13 protein-coding genes are annotated in these 19,957 nt (G+C 68.1%); 8 read left to right on the forward strand and 5 right to left on the reverse strand.

Annotated elements, in window-relative coordinates:
- Window positions 1-90: 90 nt before the first annotated feature.
- A complete protein-coding gene (locus ACH0CP_RS05590) occupies window positions 91-1,743 on the forward strand; it encodes a Na+/H+ antiporter (RefSeq protein ID WP_294441904.1) in 1,653 nt (550 codons plus the stop codon).
- A gap of 31 nt (window positions 1,744-1,774) precedes the next feature.
- On the opposite strand, the gene ACH0CP_RS05595 is transcribed toward ACH0CP_RS05590, so the two are convergent.
- The gene (locus ACH0CP_RS05595; RefSeq protein ID WP_294441903.1) at window positions 1,775-4,048 is read right to left on the reverse strand and encodes a beta-glucosidase; all 2,274 of its coding nucleotides are present in this window, start codon (window positions 4,046-4,048) and stop codon (window positions 1,775-1,777) included.
- Between the two features lie 183 nt (window positions 4,049-4,231).
- On the opposite strand from ACH0CP_RS05595, the gene ACH0CP_RS05600 reads away from it, so the two are divergent.
- From ACH0CP_RS05600 to ACH0CP_RS05625, 6 genes are all read left to right on the forward strand, one after another.
- Window positions 4,232-7,276, forward strand: coding sequence for a TonB-dependent receptor (locus ACH0CP_RS05600; protein WP_294441902.1), 3,045 nt, complete (start codon window positions 4,232-4,234; stop codon window positions 7,274-7,276).
- 81 nt (window positions 7,277-7,357) lie between these two features.
- A complete protein-coding gene (locus ACH0CP_RS05605; RefSeq protein ID WP_294441901.1) occupies window positions 7,358-8,923 on the forward strand; it encodes a tryptophan halogenase family protein in 1,566 nt (521 codons plus the stop codon).
- A complete protein-coding gene (locus tag ACH0CP_RS05610; RefSeq protein ID WP_294441900.1) occupies window positions 8,920-9,636 on the forward strand; it encodes a SapC family protein in 717 nt (238 codons plus the stop codon). The genes ACH0CP_RS05605 and ACH0CP_RS05610 overlap by 4 nt, the downstream gene beginning before the upstream one ends.
- Entirely contained in the window at window positions 9,629-10,657 is a 1,029-nt protein-coding gene (locus ACH0CP_RS05615; RefSeq protein ID WP_294441899.1) for a cupin-like domain-containing protein, read from the forward strand. Before ACH0CP_RS05610 ends, ACH0CP_RS05615 begins: the two co-directional genes overlap by 8 nt.
- Window positions 10,654-12,153: a tryptophan halogenase family protein gene (locus ACH0CP_RS05620; protein WP_294441898.1), complete on the forward strand. Its 1,500-nt coding sequence runs from the start codon at window positions 10,654-10,656 to the stop codon at window positions 12,151-12,153. Before ACH0CP_RS05615 ends, ACH0CP_RS05620 begins: the two co-directional genes overlap by 4 nt.
- 9 nt (window positions 12,154-12,162) lie before the next feature.
- Window positions 12,163-13,215 carry a LacI family DNA-binding transcriptional regulator gene (locus ACH0CP_RS05625; protein WP_294441897.1) on the forward strand — a complete coding sequence of 351 codons (1,053 nt, stop codon included), beginning with the start codon at window positions 12,163-12,165 and terminating at the stop codon, window positions 13,213-13,215.
- A 28-nt stretch (window positions 13,216-13,243) separates the two neighbouring features.
- Here ACH0CP_RS05625 and ACH0CP_RS05630 read toward each other — a convergent pair whose 3' ends face one another.
- The 4 genes from ACH0CP_RS05630 to sucC form a co-directional block, all read right to left on the reverse strand.
- Window positions 13,244-13,978, reverse strand: coding sequence for a phytanoyl-CoA dioxygenase family protein (locus ACH0CP_RS05630; RefSeq protein ID WP_294441896.1), 735 nt, complete (start codon window positions 13,976-13,978; stop codon window positions 13,244-13,246).
- Window positions 13,979-13,981: 3 nt separating this feature from the next.
- Window positions 13,982-14,911 carry an electron transfer flavoprotein subunit alpha/FixB family protein gene (locus ACH0CP_RS05635; protein ID WP_294441895.1) on the reverse strand — a complete coding sequence of 310 codons (930 nt, stop codon included), beginning with the start codon at window positions 14,909-14,911 and terminating at the stop codon, window positions 13,982-13,984.
- Between the two features lie 76 nt (window positions 14,912-14,987).
- Entirely contained in the window at window positions 14,988-15,737 is a 750-nt protein-coding gene (locus ACH0CP_RS05640) for an electron transfer flavoprotein subunit beta/FixA family protein (RefSeq protein WP_294441894.1), read from the reverse strand.
- Between the two features lie 116 nt (window positions 15,738-15,853).
- Window positions 15,854-17,053 carry an ADP-forming succinate--CoA ligase subunit beta gene (gene sucC / locus ACH0CP_RS05645; protein ID WP_294441893.1) on the reverse strand — a complete coding sequence of 400 codons (1,200 nt, stop codon included), beginning with the start codon at window positions 17,051-17,053 and terminating at the stop codon, window positions 15,854-15,856.
- 139 nt (window positions 17,054-17,192) lie between these two features.
- Between sucC and ACH0CP_RS05650 the strand changes: the two genes are divergently transcribed.
- Window positions 17,193-19,949, forward strand: a complete 2,757-nt coding sequence (locus ACH0CP_RS05650; RefSeq protein ID WP_406875885.1) for a helicase C-terminal domain-containing protein — start codon at window positions 17,193-17,195, stop codon at window positions 19,947-19,949.
- Window positions 19,950-19,957 lie beyond the last annotated feature (8 nt).

Consider the following 19,957-nt stretch of genomic DNA (forward strand, 5'->3'; position numbering starts at 1 on the left):
CGACCGGGGCGGGGCGCCGGCCGTGGCCGGTTGCGCCTGCCCCTTTTGCTTCCCTACAAGAGCCCCGCACCCCAGCAGCGGAATTCTTGTTTGGAATCAGTATCGATCATCCTCATCCTGCTGCTGGCGGTGGTCGTCAGCGGCGCGATTTCGCGAATGCTGCCGTTCGCGCTGCCCACTCCGCTGGTGCAGATCATGCTGGGCGCGATCATCGGGCTTTCGACATCCTACCGGGTGGAGCTGATCCCCGAACTGTTCCTGCTGCTGTTCCTGCCGCCGCTGTTGTTCCTAGATGGCTGGCGCATCCCGAAGGACGAGCTGCTCAAGGACCTGTCGACGGTGGTCGAGCTGGCGCTCGGCCTCGTGCTGCTCACCGTCGTGGGCATGGGCTTCTTCATCAACTGGATGATCCCGGCGATGCCGCTGGCAGTGGCCTTCGCGCTGGCGGCGGTTGTTTCCCCGACCGATCCGATCGCGGTGTCCGCGATCGCGGCGCGCGTGCCGATCCCGCGCCGGATGATGCACATCCTCGAAGGGGAATCGCTGCTGAACGATGCGTCGGGCCTCGTCTGCCTGCGCTTCGCGGTCGCCGCGGCGCTGACCGGCGCCTTCTCGCTGACTGGCGCAGCGATCAACTTCCTGTGGGTGGCGGGCGCGGGCCTTGCCGTGGGCGTGGCGCTGACGCTGGCGGTGACGCGGGCCAAGGCCTGGGTATCGCGGCGGTTCGGTGAGGAAGCCGGCTCGCAGATCCTCGTCAGCCTGCTGATCCCGTTCGGATCGTATTTGCTGGCCGAGCATCTCCACGCCTCCGGCATCCTGGCGGCGGTGGCGGCGGGCGTGACGATGACCTACGCCGAGATCTCGCGGCAGGCGATGGCGAGCACGCGGGTGCGGCGCAATTCGGTGTGGGACACGATCCAGTTCGCGCTGAACGGCATCATCTTCGTGCTGCTGGGCGAGCAGCTGCCGGCGATCGCCGGGCGGGCGCACGAGACGGTGAAGGTGACCGGCCATTCCGATCCGCTGTGGCTGGGCGCCTATGTGCTGGCGATCGTCGCCGGGCTGGCGGCGCTTCGCTTCGCCTGGGTGTGGCTGTCGTTTCGCCTGACGCTGCTGCGCAAGCGGCGGAGCGAGGAAGGCGCTCCGGGACCGATCGCGAAATCGACCGACTGGCGGCTGATCGCGGCGATGTCCTTCGCGGGGGTGCGCGGGGCGATCACGCTGGCGGGTGTGCTGACGCTGCCGCTGGCGATGGCGGACGGATCACCCTTTCCGGCGCGGGACCTCGCGATCTTCTTGGCGGCCGGGGTGATCATCGTATCGCTGCTGATCGCCAGCATCGCGTTGCCGCTGCTGCTGAACGGGCTGACCATGCCGGCCGAGCCTTCGTTCCAGGCGGAGGAGGATGTGGCGCGGGTCGCCGCCGCCAATGCCGCGATCCGGGAGATCGAGCGGGCGCAGCACGAGCTGGCGGAGCAGCGCGGCGACGCCGACTTCTACGCCAATGCCGGCAGCCGGGTGATGGACCTTTACCGCGACCGGATCGAGAGCCGCAGCCAGGGCGCGAAGGCATCGGCCGAGGCGCGGCTGCAGGACCGGCTGGAGCGCGAGTTCCGCCTCGTCGGGCTGAAGGCGGAGCGGGACGCGATCTTCGCCATGGCGCGCGCGCGGCAGATCGGCAGCAGCGTTTCGCAGAAGATCATCCGCGAGCTTGACCTGCTGGAGGCGCGCTACCGCATGTGAGGCGGCGCGGGCCTCCGTTCCGGGCGGCTCGTCAGGGCTTCATGGTGCGGGGCGCCAGCTGCGTCGTGAAGGTGAGGCTGCGGTCCGTGGCGTCACGGGCGATCGCGACGCGATAGGTGCCGCCGGCGATGCGCCAGCCGGGGAGCTTCACGTCATAATCGGCGACGACGCGCGGCTCCGCGACCAGCGTGACGCGGCGCGTTTCGCCCGGCTTCAGCTCGACGCGCTGGAAGGCGGCGAGGCGCATCGGGGCGCCGCTGCCTTCGCGCGTGACATAGAGCTGCGGCACGTCCGCCCCGGCGCGGCGGCCGACATTGGCGACCTCGACCGTCACGCTCAGCCGGTCGCCGCCGGTGACGACCGGGTTGCGATAGGCGAAGCTGGTGTAGCTGAGCCCGTGGCCGAACGGGAACAGCGGCTTCAGCCCCTTCTTCTCGTACCAGCGATAGCCGACGTCGGCGCCCTCCTGGTAATCGACCGGGAAGCTGACCGGCGGCGGCGTGCCGGCCGCGGTGTTGGCGGCGGCGGCGAGCTCGGCCGCGTTGAAGAGGTCAAGGCCGACGGGCGCGATGCGCGGCGGCTGTCCGGCGGAGGCGGGGAAGGTGATCGGCAGGCGACCCGAGGGGTTGACCGCGCCGGTCAGGATCGCGGCGATCGCCTCGCCGCCGCGCTGGCCGGGATACCAGGCCTCGAGCACGGCGGGCACCTTGTCGAGCCACGGCATCAGCACCGGGCCGCCGGTTTCGAGCACCGCCACGGTCTTCGGCTGCGCGGCGGCGACGGCCGCGATCAGCGCGTCCTGGTGGTTGGGCAGCTTGATGTTGGGCACGTCCTCCGCCTCGGTCGTCCATTGCGTGGCGAAGACGATGGCGAGGTCCGCAGCCTTGGCGGCTTCGGTGGTGGCGTTGAGGTTGCGCCCGTCGAGGAAGGTGATCTGCGCGTTCGGCAGCGCCTTGCGCAGCGCGGCGAGCGGCGAGGAGGCGTGATAGGTGATGCGCACGAACGAGGCCGCCGGGCCGTCCGCCAGCGGGATCTCGATCGGCGCGCCGCCGACCGAGCGCACCTGGCTGGAGCCGCCGCCCGACAGGACGCCGAGATCCGCCGCGCCGCCGATGACGACGATCTTGCGCGCGGTCTTGGCGATCGGGAGCAGATTGCCCTCGTTCTTCAGGAGGACGATGCCGGCCTCCGCGGTGCGCTGCGCCACCTCGGCGTTGCGGGCGTAGGGCGGGGTCTGCGCGGCGGCGGGCATGGGCGTGTCGAACGTGCCGGTCGCGATGAGGCCGGTGAGATAGCGCGCGACCATGTCGTCAATGCGCTTCTCCGAAACCTGGCCCTTCTCCACCGCTTCCTTCAGCGGGGCGCCGAAATAGATCGCGCGGTCAAGCTCCTGGCCCGATTGCTGGTCGAGCCCGGCATTGGCCGCCTTGACGGTGGAATGGACGCCGCCCCAGTCGCTCATCACCCAGCCGGGATAGGCCCAGTCCTGCTTCAGCACCTTGTTGAGCAGGAAATCATTTTCGCACGCCCAGTCGCCGTTCACCTTGTTGTAGGCGCACATGACGGAGCCGGGCCGGCCCTTCTCGATCGCGATCTGGAAGGCGAGGAGATCGCTCATCCGCAGGCTCGCCTCGTCGATCCGCGCATCGAGGATGTTGCGGCCGGTTTCCTGCGCATTGAGCGCATAATGCTTCACCGTCGAGACGATGCGGTTCGACTGGACGCCGGCGATGTGCGCGCCGCCGAGCTCGCCGGAGAGGAGCGGATCCTCGCCGAGATATTCGAAGTTGCGGCCGTTCCAGGGATCGCGCGTCAAGTTCACGCCGCCGGCGAGGAGGACGTTGAAGCGCTTGGCGCGCGCTTCCGAGCCGATCATCGCGCCGCCCGCGCGGGCGATCTGGGGCGAGAAGCTGGCGGCGGTGGCGAGGCTGGAAGGAAGCGCGGTGGCGACGTCGCCCTTGCGCTGCTCGACCTGGTTGGCGACGCCGAGCGACGCGTCGCTTTCGCGCACCAGCGGCACGCCGAGGCGGGGAATGCCGTCGACATGGCCGGCGGAGGGAATGAGCTCGTTCGTGGTCTTGCCCGCGGCCATCGGCGGGAAGAGGGTGTGGAGGAGGGCGATCTTCTCATCGAGCGTCATGCGCGCGACGATCGCATCCGCACGCGCCCGTGCGGCGGCGGCCGAAGTTGCGGCAGCGGCGGAGACAGACGGCGCCGGTGCGGCTGCGTTCTGCGCGGCGAGCGGCGCAGTTGCGCCCAGGATCAGTGCCGACGCCCCCAGTAAAGCGTGCTTGTTGCCGACCATCGAACCCCTCCCCTGCTGCCACCACGGCCACATGTTGCGCGCCCACAACATAAACTGGGAACGTTCACAAGTTTTTTGACAAGCGCTTGACAGTGAGCCGGACGCGGGAGCAGTGAACGTTCACATCCTGCTTTCGAGCGGGCTCATTGGCGTACGTACAGGGACGTACAGGGGAGGGTTTTCATGGGGAGCTTCAAGGCTCGCTCGTTTTCGCGATTCGTGATCGGTGCTTCTGCAGTCGCTCTGGCGACCGCACCGGGGATCGCGCTGGCACAGGATGCAGCAGCCACCGTCGGCAACCCGGGCCCGTCCGAAACCCCGCAGGCAGCCCCTGCCGCGCCGGGTGAGGGTGAAGAAGACATCGTCGTCACCGGTATCCGCGCCTCGCTGCGCGCGACGATCGACATCAAGCGCGACGCGCAGGGCGTCGTCGACGCGATCTCGGCCGAGGATATCGGCAAGTTCCCGGACACGAACCTCGCCGAATCGCTGCAGCGTATCACCGGCGTGTCGATCGACCGGTCGAACGGCGAGGGCCAGTTCGTCACCGTCCGCGGCTTTGGCCCGGAATATAACCTCGTCACGCTGAACGGCCGCCAGATGCCGACGTCGTCGCTGGGCGACGGCGCCAGCGCGCCCGCGTCGCGCTCGTTCGACTTCGCCAACCTCGCCTCCGAAGGCATCGCGGGCGTCGAGGTGTACAAGACCGGCCGCGCGGCCGTGCCGTCGGGCGGCATCGGTTCTACGATCAATATCCGCACCCCGCGCCCGCTGGACAGGCCGGGCATGCGCGGCAGCATCTCCGCGCGCGGCGTGCTCGACACCTCGCAGAACGGCAAGAACCAGATCACGCCGGAAGTGTCCGGCATCTTCTCGACCACCTTTGCCGACGACCGCGTCGGCATCATGGTCAACGGCATCTACCAGCGCCGCAAGGCGAGCGCGAACGAAGCGCTGGTCGGCTTCCGCGACGGCTTCATCGGTTCCGAGAACAACTGGGGCACGCTGCCTACCAACGGCCAGCAGATCAACCGCCCCGAGGGCAACGACGTCTACGAGATCCCGCAGGACGCCTCGTACAACGTGCGCGACATCGATCGCGAGCGAATCAACGGCCAGGCGGTGCTGCAGATCCGGCCGACCGACACGCTGACCGCGACCGCCGACTTCACCTATTCGCGCAACAAGGTGGAAGTGCGCAACAACAGCGTCGGCGTGTGGTTCAACTTCGGCGACGTATCGAGCGAGTGGACCGACGGCCCGGTCGCCGGCCCGGTGTTCTACAGCGAGGCGTTCGGCCCGGGTAAGGACCTGTCGTACAGCGCGTCGCTGGCGGCGAACGTTTCCGAGAACAAGTCGCTCGGCTTCAACCTGAACTGGGAAGCGCCGGGCGGCGTGACCGTGTCGTTCGACGCGCATCACTCGACCGCGGAATCCAAGCCGACCAACGATTACGGCACCAGCACGAGCATCGGCAGCGCGGTGTTCGGCGTCGGCCGGCAGACGATCGACTTCCGCAACGACCTGCCGATCATCTCCTACGAGATGCTGCCGGGCATCAACCCGCTCGATCGTTCGATCGTGACGCCGACCGGCAATGCGTTCCGCAACGCGTATTTCCGTGACGAGATCAACCAGTTCCAGATCAAGGGCCGGTACGACCACGACGGCGCGTTCCTGGACAGCATCGACTTCGGCTTCTCCTATGTCGATAACCAGGTGCGGTCGGCGTACGGCTTCATCCAGAACGAGACCTGGGGCGGCATCGATCCGGCCGGCCCGGCAGCGGGCGCGGCAGCGACGCCGGACGATTTGTTCGAGCTGATCAGCCTGCCGGACAAGTTCAAGGGCGTGCCGGGCGCGAAGGATCCGGCGATCCCGCAGCAGATCCTTGGCTTCAACTTCGAGCAGATGGCCGATCTGCTGCGTTCGCGGTACAACATCTGCGGCAATCCGCAGGTGGGCACGGCGCAGCAGGGCACGTGCCTGGCGAACTTCACGACCGATCGCCGCCTGCGCGAGAAGACGATCTCGCCCTACCTCCAGGTCAACACGCGGTTCGACCTCCTGGCCGGTCCGGCGCACCTCGTCGCTGGCGTTCGCTACGACCACACGGACGTCAGCTCGCAGGCGCTGGTGCAGGTGCCGATCGGCACGCGCTGGACCGCGGCCAACGAGTTCGCGCTGACCTATGCGCCCGATCCGGCGTTCCTCACCTCCAAGGGCAATTACCAGAACTGGCTGCCCTCGATCGACTTCGACATGGAGCCGATCGACAATGTGAAGCTGCGCGCATCGTACAGCCACACCATCACCCGCGCCGATTACGCCAGCCTTCAGGGCGGGCTGGAGCTGGCGTCCAACCCGCGCATCGGCGGCGGCACCGGCACCAACGGCAATCCCAACCTGCTGCCGTACAAGTCGAAGAACATCGATCTGTCGGCTGAATGGTATTACCAGCCGGAAAGCTATTTCTCGGTCGGCTATTTCCACAAGAACGTGGAGAACTTCATCAGCCGCACGCAGATCGACCGTTCGTTCGCCGACCTGCGCAATCCGGCATCGGGCCCGCGTGCCCGCGCGGCGGCAGCGGCGCTCGGCACGAGCGACCTGATCCAGATCCGCGACTATATCCTGCGCAACTTCCCCGGCTCCTCACAGGTGACCGGCGTGACGGAAGCGGGCGGCGTGACGTATCTGACCGGCAACATCTTCGGCCTGCCCGAGGACGATCTGTTCAACTTCCAGATCGACCAGCCGTTCAACAACGATCGCACGGCAAAGATCGACGGCTGGGAGTTCGCGCTCCAGCATCGCTTCTGGGACACCGGCTTCGGCACGATCCTGAACTATACGATCGTCAACGGCGACGCGAAGTTCAACAACGCGCTGAACCCGATCACCGAGCAGTTCGCGCTGGTCGGCCTGAGCGACAGCGCCAACGCCGTGCTGTTCTTCGACAAATACGGCCTGCAGGCACGCGTCGCGTACAACTGGCGCGACGGGTTCCAGAACACCAGCAACGGCTTCGACCCGACGTACATCGAAGCTTATGGTCAGGTGGACGCGAGCGTGAGCTACGAGTTTCGCAAGGGCCTGGCGGTGTTCGGCGAAGCGATCAACCTGACCGGATCGTCGCGGCGCGGGCATCGCCGTTCCGAGCGGATGGTGACCTTCTCGCAGCCGGGCTTCGCCCGCTACTCGGCAGGCGTTCGCTTCACCTTCTGACGTTCCCCCGACTGGCCGCCCTTCCCCCCGGGGAAGGGTGGCTATTTTCGGCCAGCGGCGGCAAGTTGCGGCGGCTGGGAAATGGACAGGCAAGTGGACAGGCAGGTCGCCAATATCGTGATCGTGGGCGGGGGCACCGCCGGGTGGCTGGCCGCTGCCACGATCGCGGCCCGCGCCGATCCCGACGCCGCCGTGCCATTGTCGGTGACGCTGATCGAATCCCCCGACGTGCCGACGATCGGGGTGGGCGAAGGCACCTGGCCGACGATCCGGCGGACGCTGTCGCGCATCGGCATTCCGGAAGCCGAATTCCTCATCGCCTGCGATGCCTCGTTCAAGCAAGGCTCGCGCTTCATCGGCTGGCGCACGGGAGCGCCGGACGACGCGTATCTCCATCCCTTTTCGATGCCCGCCGAGGGTGATCCACGCGCGCTGGTGGCGGCGTGGCGGGCGGGGGCGGAGCCGCGCTTCGCCGATGCGGTGACGCCGCAGGCGCGGGTCTGCGCGCTCGATCTCGCGCCGCGGCAGCGCGCGATGCCGGATTACGCCGGCGCGCTGAACTACGCCTATCACCTCGATGCGGTGAAGCTCGCCGCGCTGCTGCAGCGCCATGCGACCCAGCGGCTGGGCGTGCGCCATGTGCGCGACCATGTCGTATCGGTGGCGCAGCATGAGGATGGCGACATTGCCAGCGTGCGGCTGCGCGAGAGCGGCGAGGTGGCGGGCGACCTGTTCATCGACTGCACCGGCCATGCCGCGCTGCTGATCGGCGGTACCTATCGCGCGGCCTTTCTCGATCGGGGGCATGAACTATTCAACGATCGTGCACTCGCGATCCAGGTGCCGGTGGCGCCGGACAGCGCGATCGCCTCGACCACCAATGCGACGGCGCACGAGGCGGGCTGGATCTGGGACATCGGGCTGCCGACACGGCGAGGCGTCGGCTGCGTCTATTCGTCCGCGCATTTGAGCGACGATGCCGCGGCCGAAACGCTGCGCGCCTATCTGCAGCGCACGGCGCCCGGCGTCGACATCGCGGCACTGAGCCCGCGGCGGCTGACGTTCCGATCCGGGCACCGGGCGCGTTTCTGGGAACGCAATTGCCTGGCGATCGGGCTGTCCGCCGGTTTCCTCGAGCCGCTGGAAGCATCGGCGATCGTGACGATCGAGCTTGGGCTGGAAGCGCTGCTCGATAATTTCCCGCGGACGCGCGGCGCGATGGAGCGACATGCGCGGCGCTTCAACGAACTGTTCCGCTATCGCTGGGACCGGATCGTCGATTTCCTCAAGCTGCATTACGTGCTGAGCGAGCGGACCGAGGAATATTGGCGCGCGAACCGCGATTCCCTGACGGTGCCGCAGCATCTCAGCGACCTGCTGGCGATCTGGCGCGACCAGCCGCCGAGCGCGCGCGATTTCGCGATGGTGGACGAGATCTTCCCGGCGGCGAGCTATCAGTACGTGCTCTACGGCATGGGCGGCGCGGCGCCGGCGGCGGGGCCAGTGCGCATCGACGGGCGCGATGCAGCGGCGGCGTCGCTGCGGCAGAACGCGCAGCGCGCCCGCGCGCTCACCGCCAGCCTTCCCACCAACCGCGCCTATCTAGACCAGCTGCGCGCACCATCAGGCCATAAGGCGACCGCATGACCACCAGCCACGCCATCCTCACCGTCGAGGCGCACCGCGAGCTGCGCGTGCGCACCGACCGCGGGCCGGAGCTGGGCGACGCGGTGATGAACAGCCTCGCCATGCCGCGCGAGTTTCGCGACGTGCAGCAGCATTACCCGATCCTGTTCCGCCTGAACGCGGAGCGCGACGGCTTCACCGCGCTCGCCATGTTCGGCTTCGAGGCGGGGGAGAATCTGTTTCTCAACGGGGATCGGTGGGACGCGGGGTATCTGCCGCTGGCGATCGAGGTGCAGCCGTTCCTGATCGGCGGCGCGGATGGCGAGGGGCAGCGGCAGGTGCATGTCGACCTCGCCAGCCCGCGCCTGTCGAACGACGAGGGCGTGCGGCTGTTCGAGCCGGAGGGGCGGCCGACGCTGTTCCTTGAAGCGATGGCCGAGAAGCTCGGCGCGCTGGATGCGGGCTACCGCGAATCCGCTGACTTCTTCGCCGCGCTGCGCCGCCACGACCTGCTCGAGCCGCTGACGCTGGAGATCACGCTGGCCGACGGCTCGACCAACCGGCTGGTCGGCTTCCATGTGATCGACGAGGAGAAGCTGCGCGCGCTGGATGGCGAGGCGGTGGCGGCGCTTCACCGCGACGGGCATCTGATGCCGATCTTCATGGCGCTCGCCTCGCTCGGCAACCTGCATGATCTCGTCGCGCGCAAGAACCGGCAGCGGGCGCATGGCTGAAGGCGACGCGGGGATCTTCGCGGACCTGCGGCTGGTCGACGAGCGCAGCGTCGCCGGCACGACGCTGGACGCCGCGCTAACCGGCGCGGAGACTCCGTTCGTGGTGCGCGGGCTGGTGCGGGACTGGCCGCTGGTGCAGGCAGGGCTCGAATCCGGCCAGGCGGCGCGCGACTATCTGCTGCGGCGGCGGCGCGATGCGCCCTTCACCGTCTCGGTCGGCGCGCCGGGCAGCGACGGGCGGCTGTTCTACGACGAGGCGATGCGGATGAACTTCCGCGTCGCCAAGGCGAAGCTGCCCGACATCTTCCGCCAGATCGACGCGATCGAAGCGCAGCCGGACGCGCCGCCGATCTACCTCGCCTCGATCGACATGCACGATTATTTCACGGGGCTGGCCGAGGCGAATACCGTCGACCTTGGCGCGCGCGAACCGCTCGCCAGCATCTGGATCGGCACGCGCACGCGGATCGCGGCGCATAACGATTTCCCGCGCAACCTGGCGTGTGTGGCGGTGGGCCGGCGGCGCTTCACGCTGTTCCCGCGCGAGCAGTTCCGCAACCTGTACCTTGGGCCGATCGACAATACGCCAGCGGGGCGCGCCGTCAGCATGGTCGACTTCCATGCGCCCGACTTTGCCCGCTATCCCGGGTTCCGCGAGGCGCTGCGCCATGCGCAGGTCGTTGAGCTGGAGCCGGGCGACGCGCTCTACATCCCGTCGATGTGGTGGCACCATGTGGAGGGGCTGGCGCCGTTCAACGTGCTGGTGAACTATTGGTGGCGCGACACGCCGCGCTGGCTGGGGCAGCCGCAGGATGCGCTGAACCACGCGCTGATGGCGATCCGCGACTTGCCGGCAGACGAGCGCGCGCACTGGCGCGACATGTTCGATCATTATGTGTTCGGCGATCCCGACGCGGCGCGGGCGCATATCCCGGAAGGGGCGCGCAGCGTGCTCGATCCCCTGACCCCCGACAGCGCGGCGCGGATCCGCGCGTTCCTCCTGCGACAGCTGAGCCGATGACCGACATGCCCCCGCGCCGAATCGTGATCGCCGGTGGCGGCACCGCCGGCTGGATGGCCGCCGCCGCGATCTCGCGCACGCTCGGCCGGGCGGCCGAGGTCACCCTGGTCGAATCGGAGGCGATCGGCACGGTGGGCGTCGGCGAAAGCACGATCCCGCCGCTCGTCGGCTACAACCGGCTGCTCGGGATCAACGAGGCCGAGTTCATGGCGGCGACCAACGCCACCTTCAAGCTGGGCATCCTGTTCGACGGCTGGCGCGACGGGACGGACCGCTATTTCCATTCCTTCGGCTTGACCGGCAAGGATCACTGGTCCGCCGGCTTCCAGCATTTCTGGCTGCACGGGCGCGAGAAGGGGCACGAGCAGCCGTACGACGATTATTGCCTGGAGCTGATCGCGGCGATGCAGGGCAAGTTCGCGCATCTGCCCGATGATCGGATCAACTATGCCTATCAGCTCGATTCCGGCCTCTATGCGCGCTTCCTGCGCACGATGGCGGAGCAGCATGGCACGACGCGGATCGAGGGGCGGATCGCATCGGTCGAGCTTGACGGCGAAAGCGGTGACATCGCAGCGCTGACATTGGACGGCGGCACGCGCGTGACGGGGGACCTGTTCCTCGACTGCACCGGTTTTCGCGCGCTGCTGATCGAGGGCGCGCTGCACGCCGGGTTCGACGACTGGACACACTGGTTGCCGTGCGATTCCGCAATTGCGCTGCAGACCGCGAGCGTGGCGCCGGCGGTGCCCTATACGCGCGCGATGGCGCATGATGCGGGGTGGCAATGGCGCATCCCGCTGCAGCATCGGGTGGGCAACGGCATCGTGTGGTGCAGCCGGTACCTTTCGCGCGAGGCGGCGCTGGAGCGGCTGCTGGGCAATGTCGAGGGCGAGGTGCTGAGCGAGCCCAATCACCTGCGCTTCGTCACCGGCGCGCGGCGCAAGCAATGGCATCGCAACTGCATCGCGATCGGCCTGTCGGGCGGGTTCATGGAGCCGCTGGAATCGACCAGCATCCACCTGATCCAGCGCGCCGTGATCCGGCTGATCCGGATGCTGCCCGCGGGGCCGATCAGCCCGCGCGACATCGCCGAGTTCAACGATCAGCAGCTGACCGACATGGTGCAGATCCGCGACTTCCTGATCCTGCACTACAAGGCCACCGATCGCCGCGACAGCGCCTTCTGGCGGCAATGCGCGGCGATGCCGATCCCCGACAGCCTGGAGCAGAAGATCGAGCTGTTCCGCGATACGGGCCGCGTCTTCCGCCGCAACGAGGAACTGTTCGCGGAGAACAGCTGGGTGCAGGTGATGATGGGGCAGGGGATCATGCCGCGCAGCTGGCACCCGATCGCCGCCAAGCTGACCGACGAGGAACTCGCCCGGCTGCTCGCGACATTGCGCGACCAGGTGACACGCACCGTGGCGACGCTGCCGCCGCATGCCGATTATGTCGCGCGCTATTGCGCCGGCGCACGCCAGCAAGCCGCCTGAGCGTCACAGATGGGGCGGCGACGGCAGGCAGTCACGATCAAGCATGTTGCCGCGGATGCGGGCGTCTCGTTGCAGACGGTGAGCCGCGTCATCAACAAGGAGCCGAACGTCCGGCCCGAGATGATGCAGCGCGTGCAGGCGTCGATCGCGAAGCTCGGCTACGTACCGTCGATCGCGGCGCAGCGGATGGGCGGCTCGCGATCATATCTGATCCTGGCGCTGAACGACCGCGAGCGCACCATCGCGGACTGGCGCAAGCGCGAGGGATCCGACTGGGTCGACCAGATGCTGCTGGGCGGCATGCTGAAATGCGCCGAGCACGGCTATCGCCTGATCTTCGAGCTGGTCGACACGCATAGCGACCATATCGAGCGCGAGCTTTCCGCCGCGATCGCCGCGCTTCAGCCGGACGGCGTGATCCTGACCCCGCCGCATTCGCACAATCCGCTGATCACCGGGCTGCTGGAGCGATCGGGCATCGCCTTTGCGCGGATCGGATCGCTGAAGGACGGGGCGGGCTTTCGCTTCACCATGGGCGACGAGATCGCGGCGCGCGACGCCACGATGCACCTCGTCGGGCTTGGTCATCGGCGGATCGGCTTCATCGCCGGGCCGGCGGATTATGAGCTGAGCGGCTGGCGCATCGAGGGATGGCGCTGGGCGATGCAGGCGGCGGGCCTCTCCAGCAACGGGCTGATGGCGACGGGTGACTTCAGCTACGCCTCCGGGGGGACCGCAGCGGCTGGGCTGCTCGACCTTGCCGACCCTGTAACTGCGATTGTCGCGAGCAGCGACCAGATGGCGCTGGCGACCATTGCCGAGGTGCGGCGGCGCGGCCTCGAGGTGCCGGGTGACGTTTCGGTGGTGAGCTTCGACGATACGCCGGTGGTGCGGTTCCATCAGCCGCAGCTGACCGCGATCGCGCAGCCGATCGCCGAGGTTACGGCACTGGCAGTCGAGGCGCTGATCGCGGCGCGCGACGGCGATGTGGACGACGGCCCGGTGGAAGTGCCGGCGCGGCTGATCGCGCGCGGGTCGACAGGGCCGGTTCGAGCGGGGTGAGGTAAGTCGCGGCACCTCAGCGCCGTTACTAGATGCCCCTCCATTCCAGCGGCAGAGGGAGATCGGTGCCGGCGAAATCAACTTGAAGCACGCGCCGGCGGCCAGCACCTGAGGATGCATCAGAGGCGTGGAGGATCGGGGTGGCGTACACCCAAATATCGCCGGCTTCGGCTTCGCACGTGCGACGTCCGTGAGCTTCAACGGCCGCTATGATCTGATCTTCCGGCACCCTTCCGACCCGGTGTGAGCCAGGAGCGATAATCAAAGGGGCGTTGGTGGCAGGCACGTCATCCAAATGGATCCGCAACGTCACCATCTGTTCGATGATGGTGAAGGGAGGCTCTACGTGCTGCAAGCCATGTTTGCGGCTCCACGGGCCGAAGCCCGCCATCTCGTGCCGCTCACGGACAACGATGGTGCGATCCTGGTGCCACCCGAGAGACCAGTTGGTCACGGGGCTCTTGTCGAACAGAATGGCGCGGACCGGAATGACGGAGCGGGCCGATGGCGGAAGATGCCGCGCCGCCACCGTCCGGATGCCGTCGGCATCGACGACGGCGCGGAGAGCCGGATCGTCTCTGAGGCGAAGTCCCGCTTGGCCGCGAACTTGTTCATCTGCCCAGCGGCAAAGCTGGCTTAGAATAGAAAGGGCGGCGCCCCGGTAGAGCGCCGCCCCATCTGATTCGAACGTCAAATCCTGCGCGCCGCCGTGCCGCGCCATCCCCTCGCTTCGCTCGGAGATGGCAGCAGACGGCTGCGGCATGGATCAGAGCTTCTCGGTGAGCTCCGGCACGACCTTGAACAGGTCGCCGACGAGGCCGATGTCCGCGACCTGGAAGATCGGGGCGTCTTCGTCCTTGTTGATGGCGATGATGGTCTTGGAGTCCTTCATGCCCGCAAGATGCTGGATCGCGCCGGAGATGCCGACCGCGATATAGACTTCCGGGGCGACGATCTTGCCGGTCTGGCCGACCTGATAGTCGTTCGGCACGAAGCCGGCATCGACCGCGGCGCGGCTGGCGCCGACGCCGGCGCCGAGCTTGTCGGCCAGCGGCTCGATCAGCGAGCGGAAGTTCTCGCCGTTCTGCAGCGCGCGGCCGCCCGAGACGATGATCTTCGCGCTGGCAAGCTCCGGACGCGCGCTCTTGGCGATTTCCGAGCTTTCGTAGGTCGAGAGGCCCTTGTCCCCGGTCGAGGCAACGGCCTCGACTGCCGCCGAGCCGCCTTCTGCCGCCGCCTTGTCGAAGGCGGTGGTGCGGACGGTGATCACCTTCTTCGCATCCGAGCTCTGCACGGTCGCGATCGCGTTGCCGGCGTAGATCGGACGGGTGAAGGTGTCCTCGCTCTCGACCGACAGGATCTCGGAGATCTGCATCACGTCGAGCAGCGCGGCAACGCGCGGCGCGATGTTCTTCGCCGAGGTGGTGGCCGGCGCGACGAACGCGTCGTGATGGCCCATCAGCTCGACGACCAACGGCGCGACGTTTTCGGCCAGCGCGTGCGCGAAGGCATCGTCGTCAGCCACGTGGACCTTGCCGACGCCGGCGATCTTTGCGGCTTCCTGCGCCACGCCGTCAACGCCCTTGCCGGCGACCAGCAGGTGTACTTCGCCCAGCTTCGACGCGGCGGTCACCGCGGCGAGCGTGGCATCCTTGACGGTCGAACCGTCGTGCTCGACCCAAACCAGAGTCTTCATCTTGAACCTCTTTCCTCTCCCCGTCGGGGCCGCGTCCGCGCGGCGCCCGGGACGGGATCAGTGACCGGCGGTGCGCTTACTTCGCGACGCCCATCGCCTTGAGCTTCATCACCAGCTCGTCGACATCGGCGACCTTGACGCCAGCCTGGCGCTTGCCCGGCTCGACGACCTTGAGCGTCTTGACGCGCGGCGTGGTGTCGACGCCGTAATCGGCGGCGGTCTTGGTCGCGAGCGGCTTCGACTTAGCCTTCATGATGTTCGGCAGCGAGGCGTAGCGCGGCTCGTTCAGGCGAAGATCGGTGGTGACGATCGCCGGCAACTTGAAGTTGTCGGTTTCGAGACCGCCATCGACTTCGCGCGTGACCTTGACGGTCTCGCCCGCCACTTCGACCTTCGAGGCGAACGTGCCCTGGCCCCAGCCGAGCAGGCCGGCGAGCATCTGGCCGGTCTGGTTGTTGTCGTCGTCGATCGCCTGCTTGCCCAGGATGATGAGCTGCGGCTGTTCCTCGTCGGCGATCGCCTTCAGGATCTTCGCGACGGCGAGCGGCTCGACCTTGTCGTCCGAGGTGACGAGGATCGCGCGATCCGCACCCATGGCGAGCGCAGTACGCAGCGTTTCCTGCGCCTTCGCCTCACCGATCGACACGACCACGATCTCGGTCGCCACGCCCTTTTCCTTCAGGCGGATGGCTTCCTCGACCGCGATCTCGTCGAACGGGTTCATGCTCATCTTGACGTTGGCCAGATCGACCCCCGTCCCGTCCGCCTTCACGCGGGGCTTCACGTTATAGTCAAGCACGCGCTTGACCGGCACCAGAACCTTCATTCCACTCTCCAATCGTCACCCCGGTCGACGCCGGGGTCTCCCGGTTAGGTCGCGCTCCATGTCGGGGAGATGCCGGCCGAAACCGGCATGACGATGGAGGCGCGGGTTCGACTTCGTTACGCCGCCTTCTTTACCTCGGCGACGATCTTCTTGGCGGCATCGCCGAGGTCGTTCGCAGGAACGATGGCGAGGCCGGAATTGGCGAGGATTTCCTTGCCCTTGTCGACGTTCGTGCCCTCGAGGCGCACGACCAGCGGCACCGAGAGGTTCACTTCCTTCGCCGCGGCAACGATGCCCTCGGCGATGATGTCGCACTTCATGATCCCGCCGAAGATGTTGACGAGAATGCCCTTCACGTTCGGATCGGCGAGGATGATCTTGAACGCCGCGGTGACCTTCTCCTTCGAGGCGCCGCCGCCGACGTCGAGGAAGTTCGCCGGGAACATGCCGTTCAGCTTGATGATGTCCATCGTCGCCATGGCGAGGCCGGCGCCGTTCACCATGCAGCCGATGTCGCCATCGAGCTTGATGTAGGCGAGGTCGTACTTCGACGCTTCGAGCTCGGCGGGATCTTCCTCCGTCTCGTCGCGCAGTTCCATCAGGTCCTTGTGACGGAACATGGCGTTGCCGTCGAAGCCGACCTTGGCGTCGAGCACCATCAGCTTGTTGTCGTCCGTGACGGCAAGCGGGTTGATCTCGATCTGCGAGGCATCGGTGCCGAGGAAGGCGTCGTACACCTTGCCCGCGAGGCTCTGCGCCTGCTTGGCGAGATCGCCCGTGAGGCCGAGCGCATGCGCCACGGCGCGGCCGTGATGGGGCTGGAAACCGGTGGCCGGATCGACCGAGAAGGTGTGGATCTTCTCGGGCGTGTCGTGCGCGACGGTTTCGATGTCCATGCCGCCTTCGGTCGAGACGACGAACGCGACGCGGCCGGTGGCGCGATCGACGAGCAGTGCGAGGTAGAATTCCTTCGCGATGTCGACGCCGTCCGTCACGTACAGGCGGTTGACCTGCTTGCCGGCCTCACCGGTCTGGATCGTCACCAGCGTGTTGCCGAGCATCTCGGTCGCGGCGGTGCGGACCTCGTCTTCGGTCTTGGCCAGGCGGACGCCGCCCTTTGCCTCGGGCGGAAGTTCCTTGAACTTGCCCTTGCCGCGGCCGCCGGCGTGAATCTGCGCCTTGACGACGTAGAGCGGCCCGGGAAGCTTCTTGGAAGCCTCCACCGCTTCTTCGACGCTGAGCGCCGCATAGCCTGCGGGAACGGGGACCCCGAACTTCGCGAGCAGTTCCTTGGCCTGATATTCGTGGATGTTCATGGACCGGCGCGCCTCACCATAACAGAAGTCACGGCGGCCTTAAGCACAGGGGGCCGGGGGAATCCAGCCTTCGCGTTCGGTTTGTCCATGGCGGAGGAGGAAGACGGGGCGGATCGCGGCGGCGCGCAGGGGCATGGCGATGGCGCGAAGCGGGTGGCGCGCGTTGCTGGTATGTTCTACGAGTCGCGGGGTGAGCGCGTTTCCCTATCCGGCCCTTCATGCCAGCCACACCGGCATCTGGATCGCGCAAGGCGGCGAGGTGCGTGCCGTGTCGCGCGGCGAGGCGATCCGCGCGGCGGCCGATACGCCGATGATCGTGATGAACGCGCCGCTCGTCGGGCAGCGGCTGGGCTATGCCGATCTGTCGGGGCTGGACCTCCTGGAGCTGTTCGCGTTCCTGCGGCCCGCGCGCTTCATGGTGCCGACGCCAAAGGGGCTGGCGGCGGTGACGGGGCTTGACCTGCCGTCGGACGATGCGGGCATCGCGCCCTTCCTGATCGAGGCGGCGGAGCGGCTGCTGGCGATCCCGCAAGGCGACTGGCCGGAGCGGGAAGGGGCATGGACCGCGGCGCAATCGCTGTTCCGGCTGCGCTGGGCGTGGGCGCCGCTGCTGGCAGACCGGATCCGCAAGCCGGCGACGAACGAGCGCTGGCTGTTCTCGCGCCTGCCGGAATGGGAGGAAGGCGCACCGCGCCCGGCGCCGCGTACGGTGGCGATCGATGCGGATGCGACGCAGCAGGCGCTCGCAAGGCTGGTGGGCGAGGGGGCGGAGACGCGGCCGGGGCAGCGGGCTTATGCGGCGGCGGTGGCGGGTGCCTTCGCGCCGCGCACGACGCGCGAGACGCCGAACGTGGTGCTGGCCGAGGCGGGAACCGGGATCGGCAAGACGCTGGGTTATCTGGCGCCCGCGAGCCTCTGGTCCCATGCCGCCGGGGGCGCGGTGTGGGTGTCGACCTATACCAAGGCGCTGCAGCGGCAGCTGGGGCACGAGACGCGGCGGGTTTATCCCGACGAAACGGTGCGGCGCGCCAAGGTGGTCACCCGCAAGGGGCGGGAGAACTACCTGTGCCTCCTCAACCTGGAGGATGCGCTGCAGGGCGGCTTTGCGGGCCGGGCCGCGGTGCTGGCGCAGCTCGTCGCGCGCTGGGCGGCCTATAGCGCGGACGGCGACATGGTGGGCGGGGACCTGCCGGGGTGGCTGACCACGCTGTTCCGGCGCAACGGATCGACCGCGCTGACCGATCGGCGCGGCGAATGCGTCTATGCCGGCTGCCCGCATTACCGGAAATGCTTCATCGAACGCGCGGCCCGGGCATCGGCGGAGGCGGATATCGTGATCGCCAACCACGCGCTGGTGATGGTGAATGCTGCGCGTGGGCGCGAAACCGCGACCCGGCCGACCCGCTACGTGTTCGACGAGGGGCATCACCTGTTCGATGCGGCGGATTCGATGTTCGCCACCGCGCTGACCGGACAGGAGACGATCGAGCTCCGCCGCTGGATCATCGGCCCGGAGGCGGGGAGCCGCGGGCGGCGGCGCGGGCTGGCGGCGCGATTGTCGGACGTCGCGAGCTATGACGAGGCCGGCGCGCAGGCGATCGCGGATGCGGTGAAGGCGGCGCAGGCGCTGGCGGCGGACGGATGGCTGCAGCGGCTGGGCGAAGGCGCACCGTTCGGGCCGATCGAGACGCTGCTGGCGAGCGTGCGCGGCCTTACCTATGCGCGCGCCGAGGGGGCGGAGGATGCCGGCTATGCGCTGGAGACCGAGCTGGCCGAACCGTCGGCGGAGCTGATCGAGGCCGCCGCGCCGGCGGCGGTAGCACTGGATTCGCTGTACCGGCCGCTGGTGGCACTCGGCAAAAGGCTGGAGGCGGTGTTGACCGATGCGCCGGACTGGCTCGACGGGCAGGCGCGGGCGCGGGTGGAAGGCGCGATCGCTTCGCTCGGCTGGCGCGCGGAAACGGTGGCATCGTGGCTGTCGCTGATCGCGCGCGTCGGCGGGCCGGCGAACCCGGACTTCGTCGACTGGCTGGCGGTGGACCGGGTGGAGGGGCGCGAGTTCGACATCGGGCTGCATCGCCACTGGCTGGACCCGACACGGCCTTTCGCCGAGATCGTGCTGAAGCCGGCGCATGGCGCGCTCGTCACCTCGGCGACGCTGACTGCCGGGGGCGACTGGGAGACGGCCGAGACGCGGGTGGGCGCGGCGCATCTGATGCGCGCGCCGGCACGGTTCGAGGCGAAGAGCCCGTTTGATTATGCGAGCCGAGCCGAAGTGCTGGTGGTGACCGACGTGAAGCGCGGCGACGTGCCGGCGCTGAGCAATGCCTATGCGCGGCTGATCGAGGCGGCGGGCGGCGGCACGCTGGGGCTGTTCACCGCGATCCGGCGGCTGCGCGGGGTGCATGCGCGAATCGCGGACCGGCTGGCGCGTGGCGGGCTGCCGCTGATGGCGCAGCATGTCGACCCGATCGACACGGGCACATTGGTGGATATCTTCCGCGATGATCCGCACACTTCGCTGCTGGGCACGGATGCGCTGCGCGACGGGGTGGACGTGCCGGGCCATTCGCTGCGGCTGGTGGTGATGGAGGGCGTGCCCTGGCCGAAGCCGACCGTGCTTCACGCGGCGCGGCGGCTGGCGGGCGGCGGCAGCGCCTATGATGATCGGATCGTGCGCGCGCGGATGGCGCAGGCGTTCGGGCGCCTGATCCGATCGGCCGAGGATCGCGGCGTCTTCGTGCTGCTGTCCGCCGCCACGCCCTCGCGGCTGCTGGATGCCTTCCCCGCAGGCGTGCCGATCGCGCGCGTGCCGCTGGACGAGGCGATCGCGCGAGTCGCTTCCCGGCTTTCTTCCGGCGCTGCGTTAAGGCATGAGGCGGCTCCCGCCACATGACGGAGTGC

It is taken from the genome of Sphingomonas sp. 179-I 2A4 NHS (genome assembly GCF_045369135.1).
GTDB lineage: Bacteria > Pseudomonadota > Alphaproteobacteria > Sphingomonadales > Sphingomonadaceae > Sphingomonas.

Coding starts and splice junctions, on each gene's coding strand:
- ACH0CP_RS05595 (WP_294441903.1), bottom strand. CDS start 4,048: ATGGTCGGCAACAAGCACGCTTTACTGGGGGCGTCGGCACTGATCCTG.
- ACH0CP_RS05600 (WP_294441902.1), top strand. CDS start 4,232: ATGGGGAGCTTCAAGGCTCGCTCGTTTTCGCGATTCGTGATCGGTGCT.
- ACH0CP_RS05605 (WP_294441901.1), top strand. CDS start 7,358: ATGGACAGGCAAGTGGACAGGCAGGTCGCCAATATCGTGATCGTGGGC.
- ACH0CP_RS05610 (WP_294441900.1), top strand. CDS start 8,920: ATGACCACCAGCCACGCCATCCTCACCGTCGAGGCGCACCGCGAGCTG.
- ACH0CP_RS05615 (WP_294441899.1), top strand. CDS start 9,629: ATGGCTGAAGGCGACGCGGGGATCTTCGCGGACCTGCGGCTGGTCGAC.
- ACH0CP_RS05620 (WP_294441898.1), top strand. CDS start 10,654: ATGACCGACATGCCCCCGCGCCGAATCGTGATCGCCGGTGGCGGCACC.
- ACH0CP_RS05625 (WP_294441897.1), top strand. CDS start 12,163: ATGGGGCGGCGACGGCAGGCAGTCACGATCAAGCATGTTGCCGCGGAT.
- ACH0CP_RS05630 (WP_294441896.1), bottom strand. CDS start 13,978: ATGCCGCAGCCGTCTGCTGCCATCTCCGAGCGAAGCGAGGGGATGGCG.
- ACH0CP_RS05635 (WP_294441895.1), bottom strand. CDS start 14,911: ATGAAGACTCTGGTTTGGGTCGAGCACGACGGTTCGACCGTCAAGGAT.
- ACH0CP_RS05640 (WP_294441894.1), bottom strand. CDS start 15,737: ATGAAGGTTCTGGTGCCGGTCAAGCGCGTGCTTGACTATAACGTGAAG.
- sucC (WP_294441893.1), bottom strand. CDS start 17,053: ATGAACATCCACGAATATCAGGCCAAGGAACTGCTCGCGAAGTTCGGG.
- ACH0CP_RS05650 (WP_406875885.1), top strand. CDS start 17,193: ATGGCGCGAAGCGGGTGGCGCGCGTTGCTGGTATGTTCTACGAGTCGC.